Raw genomic sequence first — 17,226 nt, forward strand, 5'->3', positions numbered from 1 at the left:
GAGGGCATGACGAAGCGGCTGGTGGCGGCGGTGCGGGCAGTGCCACGCAACCTGCGCGAGGACCTGTGGACCGGGGCCACGACCCCGCTGCCGCGCGACAGACGGCCCGGCTGGATCATCTGGCAGCCGGTCATCGTGCTGGCGCTGGTGCTGTGCGCGGCAGCCCTCACCCTGTACAGCGTGAACGATCTCGCCTTCGACTGGGGCCACGGGGTGGGCACGAGGTACGCCGTCCTGCTCGGCGGGGCCCAGTCGGTGGCGCTTGTCGTCGCCGCGTTCCGGCCGGTGCCGGCGTGGTGGGTGGCGACGGCCGTCATGGTCGTCGTCGCGGGCGTCTCAGGGAACCAGGTCCCTGACAGCCCGATGTACCCCTGGACCGGTGCCGGACCAGGGAATCGGGTCGCCCACGACCTGCTGTTCCCCTGGACCGGCGCCGGGGTCGCCGCGCAGGCCGGCGTGCTGTTCCTGCTGGCGCTGCGGCTGCGCCCCCGCGCCGCGTTCGAGGCGCTGGCGGTCAGTGTCCTGACGGGAGTCGCCTGCGGCATGCTGGTCGAGCAGGCCCCCCTCACCGGGATCGGCCCCGCCGCCGGGATTCTCACCGTGGCGGTGGTGGTCGGCGCCGCGCTGCGCGGCCGCCAGGTGGCCCGTACCCAGCTCGTCGTACAGGAGGAGCTCACCGCCGAGGAGCGGTCCCGGCGCACTCTCCTGGAGGAGCGCAACCGGATCGCCCGCGAACTGCACGACGTCGTCGCCCACCACATGTCGGTCATCTCCATCCAGGCGCAGGTCGCCCCGCACCTGGTCGAGAACCCGTCCGACGAACTGAAGGAAAGCCTCGCAGGCATACGGGAGAACGCCGTCGAGGCACTCACCGAACTGCGCCGCGTACTCGGCGTACTGCGCTCCGAGGACGCCCTGTCGAAGGCGGCGCGGCACGCCCCGCAGCCCACCCTCGACCGGCTGGACGAACTGGTCGACAATGTGCGCGGCGCCGGGCTCACCGTGACCACCCGGACCACCGGAGAGCCCCAGCCGCTGCCGCCCGGCGTCGAGCTTTCGGCGTTCCGTATCGTGCAGGAGGCGCTCAGCAACGTGATGCGGCACGCGCCCGGAGGGGAGGCGCGGGTGGAGATCGGGTACCACGCGGCCGGTCTCACCGTACGGGTCACCAACACCGCGCCGGACGTGGCCGCCGCGCCCTCGCGGAACGCGGGCCACGGCCTGCTCGGCATGCGGGAACGCACCACCATGCTGGGCGGTGAGTTCGCCAACGGGCCGCTGCCCGAAGGCGGTTACGAAGTACTGGCGACGCTTCCCCTGGAGGGCAGTCCATGACCATCCGCGTGCTGATCGCCGACGACCAGATGATGGTCCGCCAGGGCTTCACGGTACTGCTCAACGCCGAACCCGGCATCGAGGTCGTCGGCCAGGCCGTGGACGGCCTCGACGCCGTCGCCAAGGTCGCCGAACTCGGCCCGGACGTCGTCCTGATGGACATCCGGATGCCCGTGCTCGGCGGCATCGACGCGACCCGCCGCATCACCGAACCGGCCGGCGCCACCGTCAAGGTCCTCGTCCTGACCACCTTCGACCTGGACGAGTACGTGTACGAGGCGCTGCGCGCGGGCGCCTCCGGGTTCCTCCTGAAGGACGCCTCGGCCGCCGAACTCGCACAGGCCGTGCGGGTGGTGGCGGCCGGTGACGCCCTGCTCGCCCCGAACATCACCAAGCGCCTGATAGCCGAGTTCTCCCGGCTGACCGACGCGCCCCGCGCCCCGCTCAAGGACCGCGTCGGCGACCTGACGGAACGCGAGACCGAGGTGCTGTCCCTGATCGCGCAGGGCCTGTCGAACGCGGAGATCGCCACGCGGCTGGTGGTGGCGGAGCAGACCGTGAAGACCCACGTGAGCCGGATCCTGGTCAAGCTGGGCCTGCGCGACCGGACCCAGGCCGCGGTCTTCGCGTACGAGACGGGACTGGTGCGCCCGGCCGGATACTGAACCACCGGGCCACCCGGCTACCGGCCTGTCCGGGGAATCAGCCGGCCCGCGGCCGATCGCGCCGCCGTCAGGGCCTGGCGCCGGTCGCCGCCCCGCTGGCCCAGTACGACCCGCGTGCTCAGCCCGTCCAGCAGCGCCAGCAGTTCGGAGGCGTGCGCCGGTATGTCCATCGGCGCGAAGCGCGACCGTGCCACGCCCTTGGTGAGCAGCGCCTCCAGGTCCTCCTGCCACGCCCGGTCCATGGCCTCCTGGGCCTGGCGCAGGTCTTCGTTCGCCGGCGTACGGGCCCACAGCTCGATCCAGAGCATCCAGCGCGGGTCGCGCGGCCCGCGCGGCAGATACAGCTCCAGGAACTGGTCGAGCTTGCGCTCCGCCGTCGTCGGGCGGCCCAGCAGCGCCCGGCGTTCCCCGGTGAGTTCGGTCTCGCTCCAGCGCAGCGCCTCAAGCAGCAGCCGGTCCTTGCTGCCGAAGTAGTACAGGATGTGGCCGCCGCTGGTGTCCAGCCGCTCGGCCAGTGCCGACATGGTGAGCGCGGCGAGGCCGTGCTCGGCGATGACCGCCATGGCCTCTTCGAGCATCCGCTCCTGGGCGATGTGCCCGTCGCGCCGTCGCGCCGCTCCTGCCACCGGTTTCGCCTCCACCGTCCGTACCCGATGCCACGACCTTAGCCGCGGATTCGCGCCGGGGTCTTGACGGGTGGGGGAGCGGAACCGCATCTTGAATGCCGTTCTAACTATTAGAACGGCATTCAAGATCTGGCGGGAGTGGCATGGCGATGCACATGGCGGAGCAGCAGCGGAGCGACGAGGTGTTCCGGGTCGAGACCCATGGCATCGACCCGATCCCGGACGAGGAGCGGCACGGCAGCGCCAAGGACCTCTTCTGGCTCTGGTTCGGCTCGAACCTGACCTTCACCTACGTCATCAACGGCGCGCTCGCCGTCGCCTTCGGCCTGTCCTTCTGGCAGGCGACCGCCGTCGTGGTCGTCGGTGGCCTGGCCTTCTTCGTCATCAGCGCGGCGGGCCTCAGCGGCATCCGTACCGGGACGGCCACCCTCGTGATCTCCCGTGCCGCCTTCGGTACGCGCGGCAACTGGCCCGCCGGAGTGCTCAACTGGATCGTCAGCATCGGCTACACCATCGTCAACACGGTCGTCGGCACGCTCGCCCTCGAAGTCTTCTTCGCCGAAATCGGCTGGCAGGGAGGTGACACCGCCCGCGCCCTCGCCCTCCTGATCACCCTCACCCTGACCTTCGCGGTCGCCATGTGGGGCCACGCCACCGTGCAGTTCGCCGAACGCTGGATGGCCTACGCCCTGGCCGCCGGCTTCGCCGCGCTGCTCGTCTTCGTCCTGCCCGGCGCCGACACCACCGTCCCCGCCGTCGGCCCCGGTGCGGCCGGCTGGAGCCTGGCCTTCGTCGTCATGCTGTCCAGCCCCTTCTCGTACGTCCCGATGCCCGCCGACTACACCCGCTATCTCCCCAGGACCACGACGCTGCGCTCCATCACCTGGAGCGGGGCCCTCGGCGGCTTCCTCTCCTCGGTGGCGCTCGGTGTCGCCGGTGTCGCCGCCGCGACCCAGACCGACATGACCGACGCGGTGGCGGGCACCGAGAAGCTCCTGCCCGGCTGGTTCCAGCCGGTCTTCCTGGCCCTGGTGCTCCTCGGCTCTGTCACCAACTCGATCATCACCCTCTACTCCTCCAGCCTGAACCTCCAGGTGCTCGGCATCCCCTGGAGCCGGTCGCGGGCCATCCTCATCAGCGCCGCCGTCACCGCCGCCGGCTCTCTCTGGGCCCTCTTCTTCGCCGACTTCACCGAGTCGCTGCTGTCCTTCCTCTCCCTGCTGATCATCGTCTTCGCGCCGTGGAGCGGGGTCTTCCTCACCGACATGCTGCTGCGCCGCTGCCGTTACGACGCCCAGGCCCTGCACGCCGGACCAGGCGGCGCGTACGGGTACCGGGCCGGCTACCACCCGGCGGGCATGGCCGCCCTCCTCACCGGCATCGTCTTCGCCGGCCTCACCTGCGACTCCGAACTGTGGACCGGCCCCCTGGTCGCACCACTCGGCGGCGCCGACCTCACGCTCCTCGGCTCGGTCGTCTCCGCGCTCACGTACTGGGCGCTGACCGCCCGTACGCCCATCCGTTCCACCCGCTGAATCACTCGTCTCACCGGTACCACCCGTACCGCAGGCACAGGAGCGCATCCCTCATGACCCGCACCACCCCGGCCGACCTGGTCCTCGTCAACGCCCGCATCCACACCGTCGACCCCCGGCTGCCCGAGGCCCAGGCACTCGCCGTACGCGACGGGCGTATCGCCTGGCTCGGCGCCGACTCCGGAGCAGCGCGGTGGACCGGACCGGACACCGAGATCGTCGACGCGGGCGGCCGCCTCGTGCTGCCCGGCTTCATCGACGCCCACAACCACGTCCGGCTCGGCTCCGACCATGCCTGCGTCCAGCTCGCCGGCGTCCGTACCCTCACCGGCATCCACGAGCGCATCCGCGCCTGGCACACCGCCCACCCCGGCGCCGAGTGGATCGAGGCCGAGGCCTTCGACTACTCGGCGATCCCGGACGGCCGGATGCCGCGCGCCGAGGACCTCGACCCCGTCACCGGCGACACCCCCGCCTTCGTCCTCAGCTACGACGTGCACACCGCCTGGCTCAACACGGCGGCCATGCGCCGGCTCGGCATCGACAAGAGCCGTACGGACCTGTCCTTCGGTGAGGCCGAGACCGATCCGGAGACCGGCGAACCCACCGGATTCATCAAGGACTTCGCCGTCAAGGGACTCTCCCGCGACGGCCACCGCGCCCTGCGGGCGCTCGGCGTTCCGTGGGCCTCGCCCGACCGGCAGTACGGGCGCCTCGCCCAGAGCCTCGACGACGCGATCGCGTACGGCATCACGACCGTCGTCGAGCCGCAGAACTCCCTCGACGACCTCGCCCTGTACGAGCGGGCCCGCGCCGAGCGGCGGCTGCGCTCCCGGATCGTCGTGGCCCTCTTCCACCCGCGCGGCACCACCGACGCCGACCTTGGCGACTTCGCCGCAGCGGCACGGAAGTACGACGACGACCGGCTGAACGTCGGCCCGCTCAAGCTCTACATCGACGACGTCGTCGAGCCCCGCACCGCCGCACTCCTGGAGCCCTACACCGGCTGCGGCGACCACCGGGGCGACACCTTCTACCCGCCCGAGGAGTTCGCCGAGCTGCTGACCCGGCTGGACGCGCGCGGCTTCCAGTGCTTCGTTCACGCCACCGGCGACCGGGGCATCCGTACCGTCCTCGACGCCGTCGAGCGGGCCCGCAGCGCCAACGGCCCGCGCGACGCCCGCCACCAGGTCGTCCATGTCGAATGCCTCGACCCCGAGGACACCCCGCGCTTCAAGGAGCTCGGCGTCGTCGCCTGCATGCAGCCTCGCCACAGCGCCCCCGAGATCGCCGGGCCCGGCAAGGACTGGGCGCGGAACGTCGGTGAGGACCGCTGGCACAAGGCGTGGCCGATGCGCAGTCTCCACGAGGCCGGCGCGGTGCTCGCCTTCTCCAGCGACTGGAACGTCGCCGAGATGGACCCGATGGTGGGCATCTACACCGCCGTGACCCGCCGCCCGCTCGGTGGTGGCGAGCCGTGGATGCCCGGCGAGACGGTCGACGTGGAAACCGCCGTGCACGGCTACACCATGGGCTCGGCGTACGCGAACTTCCTTGAGCATGAACGGGGTTCGCTGACCGTCGGCAAGCTCGCCGACTTCGTGGTCCTCTCCCGCGACATCCTTGAGCTAGCGCCCGAGGACATCCCCGGCACCGTCGCGGAGACGGTCGTGGTGGGCGGCGAAATCGTCGTCACGGCGTCATAGCCAGCCGTTGCGGCGGAAGGCCCGGTGGATGGCGAAGCAGGCGCAGGCCATGCCGGCGAGGGCGAGGGGGTAGCCGTACGTCCAGCGCAGTTCGGGCATGTGGTCGAAGTTCATGCCGTAGACACCGCAGATCATGGTGGGCACGGCGACGATCGCCGCCCACGAGGTGATCTTGCGCATGTCCTCGTTCTGCGTGATCGTCACCTGCGCCAGATGGGCCTGGAGGATCGAGTCGAGCAGCCCCTCGAAGGCGGCGATCTGCTCGGCCGTCCTGGCCAGATGCCCGGCGACGTCGCGGAAGTACGCCCGGATCTCCGGACCGACGCTCGGCATCGACTCCGTCGCCAGCAGCTGGAGCGGCCGGGCCAGCGGCGCCACGGCCCGCTTCAGTTCGAGGAGTTCACGCTTGAGCTGGTAGATCCGGCCGGCGTCGCCGCGCCCCGCCGGCTCGCTGAACACGGCGCTCTCGACCGCGTCTATGTCGTTCTGTACGGCCTCGGCCACCACGAGGTACTCGTCGAGGACGTGGTCCGCGACGGCGTGCAGCACGGCGGCCGGGCCCATGGCCAGCCGCTCGGGCGCCGACTCCAGGACCTCACGGAGCGGCCCGAGCGAGCCGCGCCCGCCGTGCCGGACCGTGATGACGAAGTCGGGGCCCGTGAAGACCATCAGGTCGCCGGTGTCCACGATCTCGCTGGTGGCGGTCACCTCGGCGTGCTCGACGTAGTGGACGGTCTTGAAGACGGCGAAGAGCACGTCGTCGTACCGCTCCACCTTCGGCCGCTGATGCGCCTGTACGGCGTCCTCCACGGCCAGCGGATGGAGCCCGAACAGGGCGGCGAGACCTGCGAACTCCTCCTCGGACGGCTCGTGCAGCCCGATCCAGACGAAGCCCTGCCCGGCCTTGCGGACCCGCGCGAGCGCCTCCTTGGCCGGACAGTCACCGGGCCGGCGCGTGCCGTCCTCGTACACCACGCAGTTGACGACCGAGCTGCCGAGCGGCGACCGGGTGGGGTGGCTCAGATCCACGTTCGGGCGGTAGGCGCGGCGAACCGCCCGGCTGAGAGTGCGGATCAACGGCATGGAGTGCTCCTTCGGCGAATCGGCGGCCAGTGTGCCACCGGGCCACCGGCTCCCCTTCACAGGGGTCTGCGGGCCGTCCCCGGGGCCGTACACTCCAGAGCATGAGTCGCAGCACATACGGAGTGGGGGAGTGCCTGAGCCGGCCTCCTCACGCCCTGTGCCGGGCCCTGCAGCGCCACGGCTAGCGATTCCCCTTCCCGGCAACCGGCAAGAGCCCGGATGCTGCCCGCCGGTTCCTGATCCGGCTCTCTCTGTTCGGCAGGCGTAGCGCTTTCCCCCTCTTTGCCCTCGTTGCCCTTTTTCGTTTCTGCGTGCCGTTGTCATAACTCCGCGATCAGGGCGGCCTCCCAGCCCTGGTCGCCGCCTTTGCCGACGCCGGACGACCGGCCGTCGCCGTACCCCCCCGAGAGGACCCCTGTGAAGTTGAGCGAGTTGCTGGCCGGCCATGACCACGAGGTCCTCGCGGGAGATCCGGAGACGACGATCACCGCGGGCACCTGCTTCGACGCCCACCGGGCATCGCCCGGTTCCCTGTTCATCGCGGTGCCCGGGCACGAGGGTGGCGGCTCCGAGGCGGTCGGCCCCGCGATCGCGCGCGGCGCGGTGGCGGTGCTCGTCCAGGGTGCCGGGGGTACGGGCCAGGACTTGCCCGCGTCGGTTTCCGCGGCCGCCGCGGATGCCTGCGTCGTACGCGTGCCGGACGTCAGGAAGGCAGCCGCGGCCGTTGCTTCCCGTTACTACCGTGAGCCCGGGCGGGCCATGGACATGGTGGCCGTCACCGGCACCAACGGGAAGACGTCCGTCTCGTACATGGTCGAGTCCCTGCTGCGGATCGCCGAGGGCGCGGAGGTGGGCGTCATCGGGACGGGCGGCAGCCGGATCGGGGACGAGGTGATCCCCATGCCGAGGTCGGTGCTGACGACACCGGAGTCGCCGGACTTCCAGTACCTGCTGGGGCGCATGCGGGACCGTGAGGTCTCCACCGTGGTCCTGGAAGCGACGTCGATGGGGCTGCTGACGCACCGGGTGGACGACTCGTTCATCGACGTCGGCATCTTCACCAATCTCAGCCAGGACCACCTGGACGACCACGGCACCATGGAGAACTACCGGGACGCCAAACTGCGCCTGTTCGAAGGGCTCTGCCGGCGGGCGGTCGTCAACGTGGACGACGCGGTGGGCGCCTCGATCGTGGCGATGATGCCGGGCGCGGTGACGACGTACGCCCTGGACACCGAGGCGGACTACCGGGCCACCGACCTCAGCATGGACAGCCAGGGCACGCGGTTCACCCTCCACCACGAGGGACGCAAGTACCCGGCGGCGATTCCCGTGCCCGGCCGGTTCTCGGTCGCCAACGCGCTGGCCACGGTCGCCGCCTGCCACGTGCTGGGCCACGACCTGGCGGGGCTGGTCGCCGCACTGGACCGGATGCCGACGGCCCCGGGCCGCTTCGAGCGGTACCGGACGCCGTCCGGCACGTCCGTGATCGTGGACTACGCGCACTCCCCGGACTCGCTGGACAAGGTCCTCACCACCATCCGCGGCTTCGCCTCGGGCCGGATCGTCACCGTCTTCGGCTGCGGCGGCGACCGTGACATCACCAAGCGTGCCGAGATGGGTGAGATCGCCGGGACGCACTCCGACCTGTGCGTCCTCACCTCGGACAACCCCAGGAACGAGAATCCTGAGGAGATCCTGGACCAGATCACCCCGGGTCTCCAGGTGACCGGCACACCGTTCGAGCGGTACGCCGACCGCCGCAGTGCCATCGCGTACGCGCTGTCTGCCGCCGGGCCCGACGACATCGTGCTGGTCGCGGGGAAGGGCAGCGAGCCGTACCAGATCGTCGGTGAGCGACTGATCCCGTTCAGCGACATGGCGACCGTGCGCGAACTCAGCGGGGCGTAGCCGAAGACGTGGGCCTCACACCGGTTTTCAGGCGTACGGCGTTGGACTGCTCGCCGTACGCGATGGCGCGGATCCGGTAGGACGCCTTCTTCTCGTCGGGGAGGGTGATCAGGCCGAAGGAATCGACACCGTGGCCGAGCACCGCCGCCGGCCGGAATGCGGGGCTGCCCGCCGGCCTGATCTCCAGCAGCTGTGCCTCCTCGTCGGCGGCGTGGTCGGTCCAGGTGAAGTGGATGCCGTTCGCGTGCTTGACCGTCGCCTTCAGGCCCGTGGGCGCGGAGGCGGCGTCCCGTACGGGATGCGTGCGCACGACGCCGCCCCCGGTGGTACGTGGCGGCGCCCACTCGTGGTCGTTCCGCTGGTTCCCCATATGTGAACGTTGTTCATGGGAGGGATCGTGCGAGCGTAGAGCTGCGCAAGTCGACTGGCAATGGGGCGCGTTGACGTCACCCATGAGCTGACTCAGCTCCCCTGCGGCTCGCCCTCGTACACATACGCGGCGACCCACGTGATGTCGAGCTGCGCCGACGAACCCGGCGCGGCCGGCGGACCGTACAGCGCGCTCTCGTTCTGCAGCACCCAGGACAGCGGCTCGGACGGCACGCCGCGCGTGCTCGATCCGATGAGCACGCCGTCCAGGTAGTAGCGGATCTCGTCCGGCGTCCACTCGACGGACGTGGTGTGCCAGTCCGTCCAGCGGGCGCCGGTGGCGAACATGTCCTGCTGCCCGCCGTCGCACGGGTGCGTGAACGCCGTGATCGTGTCGGTCCAGTTCTGCTCCGGGTAGTCGATCTCGCAGCCGTTGCCGTACCAGAGGTGCGCCGACTTGTAGCCCGGCGCGGCCTTCACCACCCGGAAGCGCTCGCTGAACTTCCCGTACGTCTGCCGTCGGCGCCGGACGTCGCGGTGTCCTGCCAACTGCTCGGGTACGCCCACCAGTCGTCCCGGTACGTTCCTCGCAGGCCGCCGCAGTACGCGTCCTTCGTGTCGGCGTGGTGGTCGCAGTCGCTGAAGGAGCCGAGCGGCACCACGTCCCCGTTGAAGTCCTCCGCGAAGACCTGCCGGAACGGCCCGCAGTCACCGCGCGGCATGCTGTCGCCGACGGTCCGGCAGGCGTCCTGCGAGGGCGCGGCGGCGCCGGACGCGGGCATGAGCCACGCGAACAGGAAGGAAACCGAGGCCAGAGCCAGGGCCAGGGCGGCCGGCAGGAGACGGCGCCGTGGGCGCCGGTGCGTGTGTACGGTCATGGGCCCGGTCCTCCAGATACCGATACCTGTTCCGGACGGTGCGCCCCACACCGTACGGGGGCCGGGCTCCGCCGTACACCGGCCGGGGCCCACGGATGGCGGGCGCCACCGTGCGTGGCGGGGGCACGGGGCTGAGGGTGGGTGACATGTCTCATCACCTCAGCGGGCCGAATCTGCGGTCGCCCATGGACGATGCGCGCCTGGATCTGACGGACCTGTTCGCGTTCACGGTGCCGGGCGGGCGCACCGTCCTGATCATGAACGTCCACCCGCTCGCTCCGGCCGCCGGTGCGGCGTTCCACCCGGACGCGGTCTACCGCATCGATGTCGACATGGATGGTGACGACCAGGCCGACGCGGCGTTCAGCTTCATCTTCTCCCCGGCGGTCGACGGGCGGCAGACCGCGACTGTGTACTGGGCGACAGGCGCCCAGGCCCGCAGTCAGGAGCCCGGCGGCCAGCAGATCTTCACCGACGTGCCGGTGGCCCTCGGCCGTGACCCCCACGTGGCCGAGGAGGGCCCGTACCTCTTCTCCGCGGGTCTGCGCAGCGACCCCTTCTTCGCGGACCTGGACGGCATCCTCAAGGACTTCCAGTGGACCGGTGTGGACTGGGGGGCCGACAAGAACGTCCTCGGCATCGTGCTGGAGATCCCGAGCGACGAGCTCTGCCCCGACCCGGTCATCGGGGTGTGGGCGCGGGTGAGCGTGCGGCAGGACGGCCGGCTGAAGTCGGTCGACCGCGGCGCGCACCCGTCACTGACGGCGTACTTCAACGCCGACGAGACGAAGGAGACGTACAACGAAGGGGAGCCCGCCGACGACTGGGCCACGTACAGCCGTCCGTGGACGGAGGTGCTCCGGCACACCGGCGGCTACGACGCGCACGCCGCGCAGGAGATCCTGCGCACCGTCCTGCCGGACATCCTGCGCTTCGACCGGAACCAGCCCGCCCGCTACCCCAACGGCCGGTCCCTCACCGACGACGTCACGTCCACCCGGCTGGCGATGATCTCGGGCGGAAAGGTCGCCGGCGACCACATCGGCCCGCACACCGACCTGTTCCTGGACTTCCCCTACCTCGGTACGCCGCACCCCGACCCGGCAACCGGCTAGTTGTATCGCCGTAAGGCTTGTCCGTCCACAGCGGACGACAAAGGCAAAGGCAAGGAGGTTACCCACTCCTTGCCACTCTCAACATATAGCGCACCGGGGGGCTTGCGGCAAGGCCCGGGTCGTACCGCAGAATGGCCGGCCAAGGCCAGAACCTGCGGAAATTACAGATTCGCGAAGTTCATGGGCTTTTGCTGACGTATGGGTTGGGGGATCTTCGTGATTGACGTGATTGACGTGATCGTGGTCGGCGGTGGGCCGACCGGCTTGATGCTGGCGGGCGAGTTGCGGCTGCACGGTGTGCATGTGGTCGTGCTGGAGAGGTTGACCGAGCCGACCAAGGAGTCCCGGGGGCAGGGCCTGCACGCGCGCAGCGTCGAGATGATGGACCAGCGCGGCCTGCTCGACCGGTTCCTCGCGGTCAGTGAGAAGTTCCAGGTCGGCAGTCTCTTCGGCGGCATCGTCAAGCCCTGGCCGGACCGGTTGGACACGGCTCACCCGTACGGCCTCGCCAACCCGCAGCCGGTCACCGAGCGCCTGCTCAACGAGCGTGCCCTCGAACTCGGTGCCGAGATCCGGCGCGGCTGCGAAGTGGTCGGGCTGAGCCAGGACGACGACGGGGCCGGGGTGACCGTCGAGCTGGCGGACGGCACGCGCCTGCGCTCGCGCTACCTCGTCGGGTGCGACGGCGGCCGCAGTGTGGTGCGCAAGCGGCTCGGCGTCGGTTTCCCCGGCGAGCCGGCCACAGTCGAGACGCTGCTGGGCGACATGGAGATGACCGAGGACCCGGCGACGGTTGCCGCCGTCGTCGAGGAAGTCCGCAAGACCCAACTGCGGTTCGGCGCGATCCCCCAGGGGGACGGGGTGTACCGCATCATCGTGCCCGCCGACGGGGTGTCCGAGGACCGTACGACCGCGCCGACCCTCGAGGAATTCAAGCAGCAGCTGCGGGCCTTCGCGGGCACCGACTTCGGCGTGCACTCGCCACGCTGGCTGTCCCGGTTCGGCGACGCCACCCGGCAGGCCGAGCGCTACCGGGTCGGCCGGGTGCTGCTGGCCGGCGACGCGGCGCACATCCACCCGCCGACCGGCGGGCAGGGGCTCAACCTCGGCGTGCAGGACGCGTTCAACCTCGGCTGGAAACTGGCCGCCGAGGTCAACGACTGGGCGCCGGAGGGGCTGCTGGACAGCTACCACACCGAACGGCACCCGGTGGGCGCCCGTGTGCTGGACAACACCCGCGCGCAGATCACGCTGCTGGGGACCGATCCGGGTGCGACCGCGCTGCGGGAGCTGTTCTCGAAGCTGATGGACTTCGAGGAGGTGAACGAGTACGTGACCGGGATCATCACCGCGGTCGGGGTCCGCTACGACTTCGGCGAGGGCCACGAACTGCTCGGCCGGCGAATGCGGGACGTGAAGCTGAAACAGGGTCGCCTCTACAAGCGGATGCACGCCGGCCGTGGACTACTGCTCGACCAGACCGGCCGGCTCTCGGTGGCGGGCTGGGCAGACCGGGTCGACCACGTCGTCGACGTCAGCGAGGAACTGGACGCGCCCGCGGCGCTGCTGCGGCCGGACGGGCACGTGGCGTGGGTCGGTGAAGACCAGCAGGATCTGCTCAGCCGCCTACCCAAGTGGTTCGGCGCTGCCGCCGCCTGAGCACCCGGTTGTGGCCCGACCCTTGGACCGCAAGCGCTGAACTACGGCGACATCGCCACCATCCTCACCCGGGTCACCGGCCGGACCATCGCCCTCCACCAGCTGACCTACGAGCAGCTGGCCAGTTCCAACAGCGTGTCCTGGCTCAGGCACCACCACCACGGCTAGGGACTGACGGCCTTGGTGGTCGTAGAAGCCTGCAGCGGCCGCCACCTCGCCCGGCGGATGTCCGGCGAGCAGTAGTACGAGATGCGCGGGGTGGGCATGGAGCAGGCGCGCGGCCTCGTCCAAGGTGATGCCTTCGACCAGTCGTTCGTCGAGGAGATCGCGCAGGTTCCGGGCGACGCTGCGGTCGGGCGCAGGGCAGCCGAAGGCGGGGCTGGGGCGCAAGTGCTTGCGCAATCGCTCGGCGATGAGGGCCAGGCGGCTCTCGGCCTCGAACTCCTCCCCCCGGTTCCCGAGGACCGTGTGCAGCTGTCCGACGCGTCTGCGCAGCAGGGGGTCGGTGAGGTCCGGACCGTCCACCGCCGGCCCGATGAAACGCTCGTCCAGCTGGCTCATGTCGAGGTAGAGCACGCGTTTACGAAAGCCCTGGGGGGTGGCAGGTGCGCCGTTGTGCGGGACCTGCGGCGGGAGCAGGCTCACGGTGTCGTGCGGTGTGCCGTGCTCGTGGCGGTCCAGGTCGTAGCGAACCGCGCCCTCGTCGACAATCAGCAAAGTCCAGGCGTCGTGGACGTGCATGGGGTACGCGTGCTCGATGAAGTGGGCGTGGAAGACCTCCACGACACCCGCGACCGGCGGGCGCCAGGCGGAGATCTCCTGCCGGGGCGTCACGCAAAGAACGTACAAGACGGAGAAGGCGTGCACCCCGCAGTCTCAAAGCATGAGAACCGAGAATGAAACCGAGGCCCAAGTGGGCGTTGGAGCCGGCTCCGGGACCGGGGCGCGGGATGAGGACGTGCCTGTCCGCTTCGACACCAAGATCGCTGTCCTGCTGCGCGACGACCTTGAGCCCTGGCAGCGGCTCAATGTGACGGCCTTCCTGGTCAGCGGGCTCGGTACCGCGTCACCCGAGGTGATCGGCGAACCGTACGCGGACGCCGACGACACCGAGTATCTGCCGATGTTCCGCCAGCCCGTGCTGGTCTTCCAGGGGACGAAGGAGACGTTGACCGCCGCGCACACGCGTGCGCTGTCCCGCTCGCTGCCGAGGGCCGTGTTCACGTCGGATCTGTTCGGCACGGGCAACGACCGGGACAACCGGGCCGCGGTACGAACTGTGGGCAAAGACCGGCTCGATCTGGCGGGGATGGCCGTCTACGGGCCGCGCAACGCGGTGGACAAGGTCCTCAGGGGCGCACGCATGCACCCCTGAGCAACGCCGCCTTACCTCAGAGACCGTACCTACGGCCGTCGACCGCTTCCGCCGACGGCCGTAGGCGGTTGCCCGCACACTCGTCCGAGCGCGTTCCTACGCGACCCAGCAGTAGACACCCCGGTCCTGGCCTCTCACGTTGCCGACGAGCGCGGCCAGATCCGCCACGATCGCGTGGGCGGTCTCCGTGTCGATGCGCCTCGACGAGTTCCTCGAAGCGGCCGCCGGCAAGAAGGCATTCCCACTCGACGACAGCCTCCTCGGGATCGAAGTTGCCGAAGGAGAGCGATTCGAACGCACGCACCGGCCCGGTCGGAAGCGCCAGAGCCGCTGACGTGTCATCCGGCGCTGCGAAGAACTTGACCACGATGCTCACCGGGGGATGATGCCCGACTGCCCCGACCGCCCGCCACCATGATCGACCGGACAAGTCCTGGTCACGCGCCCGGAGCGCGCGCCCCTTCGGTGAGGTACGCCGCGACCATGTCGCCGAGCATGCGGCGGTGGCGCGCGCGGTGCTTCGCGGCGGTCAGGTCGCGGCCGAACAGGGCCTCGAAGGTGTGCTGGTTCGCGATCCGGAAGACGCAGAACGCGCTGATCATCATGTGTACGTCGATGGCGTCGGCCGTGGTGACGAACTCACCGCTCGCGCGGCCCGCCTCCAGGATCTTGCCGATCAGGTCGAGCGCGGGCGTACCGAGGTTGGCGAGCGCGGGCGACTTGCGGATGTGCTCGGCCTGGTGGATGTTCTCGATGCTCACCAGGCGGATGAAGTCGGGGTGCGCGTCGTGGTGGTCGAAGGTCAGCTCGGCGAGCGTACGGATCGCCTCGACGGGACCGAGGTGGTCGACGTCGAGGGCACGCTCCGCGGACCGTACTTCGGCGTAGGCCTGTTCGAGGACAGCGGTGTAGAGCTGTTCCTTGCTGCCGAAGTAGTAATAGATCATGCGCTTGGTGGTGCGCATGAGGGACGCGATCTCGTCCACCCGGGCGCCGGTGTAGCCCTGCCGCGCGAATTCGCGCGTGGCGACGAGAAGGATCTCCGCCTTGGTGCGGTCGGCGTCCCGCTGACGGTCCTTGTTGGCCTGTGGGGCCGGTCGCGAGGTCATGGGGCTCCACCGGTCGACGCGTTGACGCACCCATCCTATTGCGCGGGCCGGTCACCGGTCCGGGGCGGGGGCGGCGGGCGCGGGGGCGTGCTGGGCGGCGAGCCGTACCGGGGTATTGGCCATACCGAAGCCGCGGTAACCGCCCACGCGCTGCACGATCTCGAAGAAGACCCGGCCGACGGTGACGGTGTAGAGGTGCAGGAATTCGCCGCCGCCGTCGTCCCTGTCGTACATCAGCCCCAGCTCACGCAGTTCCCGGTGCCGCTCTTCGCCCAGGTCGAAACGGGCCCGCAGGTCGTCGTAGTAGTTGTCGGGAATGGGCAGCAGTACGTCGTCGGGCAGGGCCCGGAGCCGGCGCGCGGTCGCGACGATGTCGTCGTCGGCGAGGGCGATGTGCTGGCCGGGCAGGCCCCTCGCTCCGACGTGCGCGATGTTGAGCGCGAGACGGACCGTACCGGCGGCGTTGGACATGGCACGGCTGCGCAACAGACCGTACGGATCGGCCACTTCGACGCTCTCGTGCGGCCGCAGCCCGAGAACCGAACGGTAGAACAGGGCCGCCTCGTCGAACTGGTCCCAGGGATGGCTCAGCGCCACATGGTCGATACGGCCGATGTGCCCCACGGGCGGCGTCACGGCATCGAAGTCCTCGCGCCACGCCGGCCGCCCGGCGTCGCAGAAGAACAGCTCGGTGCCGTCCGGAGCCGCGACGGCTTCGAGCGGCGCCTCGCCGGGGGCGCGGTGGCGGGGGAGTACGGGCGACAGCAGGGCCTTGGCGCGCTCGGCGGAGAGCGCCGGATCCGGGGATTCCAGGCCGATGGCCACCAGGGACGTGTCGGTGGGGCTTTCGGGGTGCAAGCGGTCGATGAGAATCCTGGCCAGGCCCTGCTCCCACAGCTCGACCGGCTTGGTCTCGTGCTGTCCCGTACGGGCGAATCCCAGCGCACCGAGCAGCCTGCCGAGGCGCTTGTGATCACGTGTCGCGAGCTCGGCGAAGGCGAACCCGTCGGGCTGCACGGGCCGGGGCAGAGGGGAGCCGGTGCCGAGCACCTGGGCGACGGACTCCTCCAGCGTGATCAGGGACCGCATCGCGTCCACGGCCGTCCGCCCGGTGTCCGCCTGCCGGAAGCTGTCGTTGAAGATCTCCAGCGACAGCGGGCCCGCGTAACCGGTGCGCAGGACATGCGCGAGGAGCCCGGCGAGGTCGAAGCCGCCCTGGCCGGGGAAACAGCGGTAGTGGCGGCTCCACTGGAGTACGTCCATGGCGAGCAGCGGAGCGTCGGCGAGCTGGAGGAAGAAGATCTTGTCGCCGGGGATGGCCTCGATGCCGCCGGGGTCCGAACCGCGCGACAGGATGTGGAAGCTGTCGAGACACATACCCAAATTTGGATGGTCAGCCATCCGTACGATCCGCCAGGCATGGAGGTACGTGTCGACGTGCCGGCCCCAGGCCAGCGCCTCGTACGCGATCCTGATGCCGTGGTCCGCGGCCCGCTCGGCGAGCAGCCGCAGCTGCTCGGCCGCGAGCGCGTCGTCGTCGACGGCGCCGGGGGAGACATTCGAGCAGACCAGCATCATGTCGGTGCCGAGCCGCTCCATCACCCGGAACTTGTGCTCGGCCCGCCGCAGATTGTCGGCGAGGCGGCCGGGGGCGACCGCCTCGAAGTCGCGGAAGGGCTGATAGAGGTCGATGCCGAGGCCGAGGCTCTCGACCCGCTCGCGGATCTGCTCCGGCGACAGCGGGCAGCCGAGCAGGTCGTTCTCGAAGATCTCCACGCCGTCGAATCCGGCCCGGGCGACGGCCTCCAGCTTCTCGGTCAGGGAACCGCTGACGGAGACGGTGGCGATGGACTTGCGCAT

Annotated in this window: 17 protein-coding genes; 8 read left to right on the plus strand and 9 right to left on the minus strand. The window is 70.3% G+C overall.

Features of this window, described 5'->3' with window-relative positions; genetic code table 11:
* The first annotated feature begins 6 nt into the window (after positions 1–6).
* Entirely contained in the window at positions 7–1,335 is a 1,329-nt protein-coding gene (locus J7E91_RS02775) for a sensor histidine kinase (protein ID WP_214898824.1), read from the plus strand.
* The gene (locus J7E91_RS02780) at positions 1,332–2,000 is read left to right on the plus strand and encodes a response regulator transcription factor (protein WP_214898826.1); all 669 of its coding nucleotides are present in this window, start codon (positions 1,332–1,334) and stop codon (positions 1,998–2,000) included. The genes J7E91_RS02775 and J7E91_RS02780 overlap by 4 nt, the downstream gene beginning before the upstream one ends.
* Before the next feature lie 17 nt (positions 2,001–2,017).
* Here the strand turns inward: J7E91_RS02780 and J7E91_RS02785 are convergent, their stop codons facing one another.
* On the minus strand, positions 2,018–2,626 hold the full coding sequence (locus J7E91_RS02785; RefSeq protein ID WP_214898828.1) for a TetR/AcrR family transcriptional regulator: 609 nt from the start codon (positions 2,624–2,626) through the stop codon (positions 2,018–2,020).
* 143 nt (positions 2,627–2,769) lie between these two features.
* Between J7E91_RS02785 and J7E91_RS02790 the strand changes: the two genes are divergently transcribed.
* Positions 2,770–4,161: a cytosine permease gene (locus J7E91_RS02790; protein WP_251015089.1), complete on the plus strand. Its 1,392-nt coding sequence runs from the start codon at positions 2,770–2,772 to the stop codon at positions 4,159–4,161.
* A 53-nt stretch (positions 4,162–4,214) separates the two neighbouring features.
* A complete protein-coding gene (locus tag J7E91_RS02795; RefSeq protein ID WP_214898829.1) occupies positions 4,215–5,867 on the plus strand; it encodes an amidohydrolase in 1,653 nt (550 codons plus the stop codon).
* On the opposite strand, the gene J7E91_RS02800 is transcribed toward J7E91_RS02795, so the two are convergent.
* On the minus strand, positions 5,862–6,950 hold the full coding sequence (locus J7E91_RS02800) for a magnesium and cobalt transport protein CorA (RefSeq protein WP_214898830.1): 1,089 nt from the start codon (positions 6,948–6,950) through the stop codon (positions 5,862–5,864). The genes J7E91_RS02795 and J7E91_RS02800 overlap by 6 nt on opposite strands.
* Before the next feature lie 417 nt (positions 6,951–7,367).
* Between J7E91_RS02800 and J7E91_RS02805 the strand changes: the two genes are divergently transcribed.
* A complete protein-coding gene (locus J7E91_RS02805; RefSeq protein ID WP_214898831.1) occupies positions 7,368–8,861 on the plus strand; it encodes a UDP-N-acetylmuramoyl-L-alanyl-D-glutamate--2,6-diaminopimelate ligase in 1,494 nt (497 codons plus the stop codon).
* Here J7E91_RS02805 and J7E91_RS02810 read toward each other — a convergent pair.
* The 3 genes from J7E91_RS02810 to J7E91_RS35620 all read right to left on the minus strand — a co-directional run bounded on the left by J7E91_RS02810 (position 8,848) and on the right by J7E91_RS35620 (position 10,108).
* Positions 8,848–9,231, minus strand: a complete 384-nt coding sequence (locus J7E91_RS02810; protein WP_214898832.1) for a hypothetical protein — start codon at positions 9,229–9,231, stop codon at positions 8,848–8,850. The two genes, J7E91_RS02805 and J7E91_RS02810, sit on opposite strands and share 14 nt — an antisense overlap.
* A 92-nt stretch (positions 9,232–9,323) precedes the next feature.
* Positions 9,324–9,710: a glycoside hydrolase family 16 protein gene (locus J7E91_RS35615; protein ID WP_308375978.1), complete on the minus strand. Its 387-nt coding sequence runs from the start codon at positions 9,708–9,710 to the stop codon at positions 9,324–9,326.
* Positions 9,707–10,108 (minus strand): hypothetical protein, encoded by a 402-nt coding sequence (locus tag J7E91_RS35620; protein WP_251015092.1) that lies wholly within the window; start codon positions 10,106–10,108, stop codon positions 9,707–9,709. Before J7E91_RS35620 ends, J7E91_RS35615 begins: the two co-directional genes overlap by 4 nt.
* A gap of 146 nt (positions 10,109–10,254) precedes the next feature.
* Here J7E91_RS35620 and J7E91_RS02820 point away from each other — a divergent pair, with 146 nt between their 5' ends.
* Positions 10,255–11,223, plus strand: a complete 969-nt coding sequence (locus tag J7E91_RS02820; protein ID WP_214898833.1) for a DUF4331 family protein — start codon at positions 10,255–10,257, stop codon at positions 11,221–11,223.
* 225 nt (positions 11,224–11,448) lie between these two features.
* Positions 11,449–12,882 (plus strand): rifampin monooxygenase, encoded by a 1,434-nt coding sequence (rox, locus tag J7E91_RS02825; protein ID WP_214899004.1) that lies wholly within the window; start codon positions 11,449–11,451, stop codon positions 12,880–12,882.
* On the opposite strand, the gene J7E91_RS02830 is transcribed toward rox, so the two are convergent.
* Positions 12,850–13,716, minus strand: a complete 867-nt coding sequence (locus J7E91_RS02830; RefSeq protein WP_374224605.1) for an AraC family ligand binding domain-containing protein — start codon at positions 13,714–13,716, stop codon at positions 12,850–12,852. The genes rox and J7E91_RS02830 overlap by 33 nt on opposite strands.
* A gap of 49 nt (positions 13,717–13,765) precedes the next feature.
* On the opposite strand from J7E91_RS02830, the gene J7E91_RS02835 reads away from it, so the two are divergent.
* Positions 13,766–14,257: a DUF2000 domain-containing protein gene (locus J7E91_RS02835; protein WP_251015093.1), complete on the plus strand. Its 492-nt coding sequence runs from the start codon at positions 13,766–13,768 to the stop codon at positions 14,255–14,257.
* A 16-nt stretch (positions 14,258–14,273) separates the two neighbouring features.
* Here the strand turns inward: J7E91_RS02835 and J7E91_RS02840 are convergent, their stop codons facing one another.
* From J7E91_RS02840 to J7E91_RS02850, 3 genes are all read right to left on the minus strand, one after another.
* On the minus strand, positions 14,274–14,633 hold the full coding sequence (locus tag J7E91_RS02840) for a hypothetical protein (protein WP_308375980.1): 360 nt from the start codon (positions 14,631–14,633) through the stop codon (positions 14,274–14,276).
* Positions 14,634–14,694: 61 nt separating this feature from the next.
* Positions 14,695–15,366, minus strand: a complete 672-nt coding sequence (locus tag J7E91_RS02845) for a TetR family transcriptional regulator (RefSeq protein ID WP_214898834.1) — start codon at positions 15,364–15,366, stop codon at positions 14,695–14,697.
* 51 nt (positions 15,367–15,417) lie between these two features.
* A complete protein-coding gene (locus J7E91_RS02850; protein ID WP_214898836.1) occupies positions 15,418–17,226 on the minus strand; it encodes a bifunctional sugar phosphate isomerase/epimerase/4-hydroxyphenylpyruvate dioxygenase family protein in 1,809 nt (602 codons plus the stop codon).

This window comes from Streptomyces sp. ISL-99 (genome assembly GCF_018614005.1).
Lineage (GTDB): Bacteria > Actinomycetota > Actinomycetes > Streptomycetales > Streptomycetaceae > Streptomyces > Streptomyces flavidovirens.

Excerpts from the sequence above, each read along its gene's own strand:
- J7E91_RS02775 (WP_214898824.1), top strand. The coding sequence starts at position 7 with ATGACGAAGCGGCTGGTGGCGGCGGTGCGGGCAGTGCCACGCAACCTG.
- J7E91_RS02780 (WP_214898826.1), top strand. The coding sequence starts at position 1,332 with ATGACCATCCGCGTGCTGATCGCCGACGACCAGATGATGGTCCGCCAG.
- J7E91_RS02790 (WP_251015089.1), top strand. The coding sequence starts at position 2,770 with ATGGCGATGCACATGGCGGAGCAGCAGCGGAGCGACGAGGTGTTCCGG.
- J7E91_RS02795 (WP_214898829.1), top strand. The coding sequence starts at position 4,215 with ATGACCCGCACCACCCCGGCCGACCTGGTCCTCGTCAACGCCCGCATC.
- J7E91_RS02800 (WP_214898830.1), bottom strand. The coding sequence starts at position 6,950 with ATGCCGTTGATCCGCACTCTCAGCCGGGCGGTTCGCCGCGCCTACCGC.
- J7E91_RS02810 (WP_214898832.1), bottom strand. The coding sequence starts at position 9,231 with ATGGGGAACCAGCGGAACGACCACGAGTGGGCGCCGCCACGTACCACC.
- J7E91_RS35620 (WP_251015092.1), bottom strand. The coding sequence starts at position 10,108 with ATGACCGTACACACGCACCGGCGCCCACGGCGCCGTCTCCTGCCGGCC.
- J7E91_RS02820 (WP_214898833.1), top strand. The coding sequence starts at position 10,255 with ATGTCTCATCACCTCAGCGGGCCGAATCTGCGGTCGCCCATGGACGAT.
- J7E91_RS02835 (WP_251015093.1), top strand. The coding sequence starts at position 13,766 with ATGAGAACCGAGAATGAAACCGAGGCCCAAGTGGGCGTTGGAGCCGGC.
- J7E91_RS02845 (WP_214898834.1), bottom strand. The coding sequence starts at position 15,366 with ATGACCTCGCGACCGGCCCCACAGGCCAACAAGGACCGTCAGCGGGAC.
- J7E91_RS02850 (WP_214898836.1), bottom strand. The coding sequence starts at position 17,226 with ATGCGCAAGTCCATCGCCACCGTCTCCGTCAGCGGTTCCCTGACCGAG.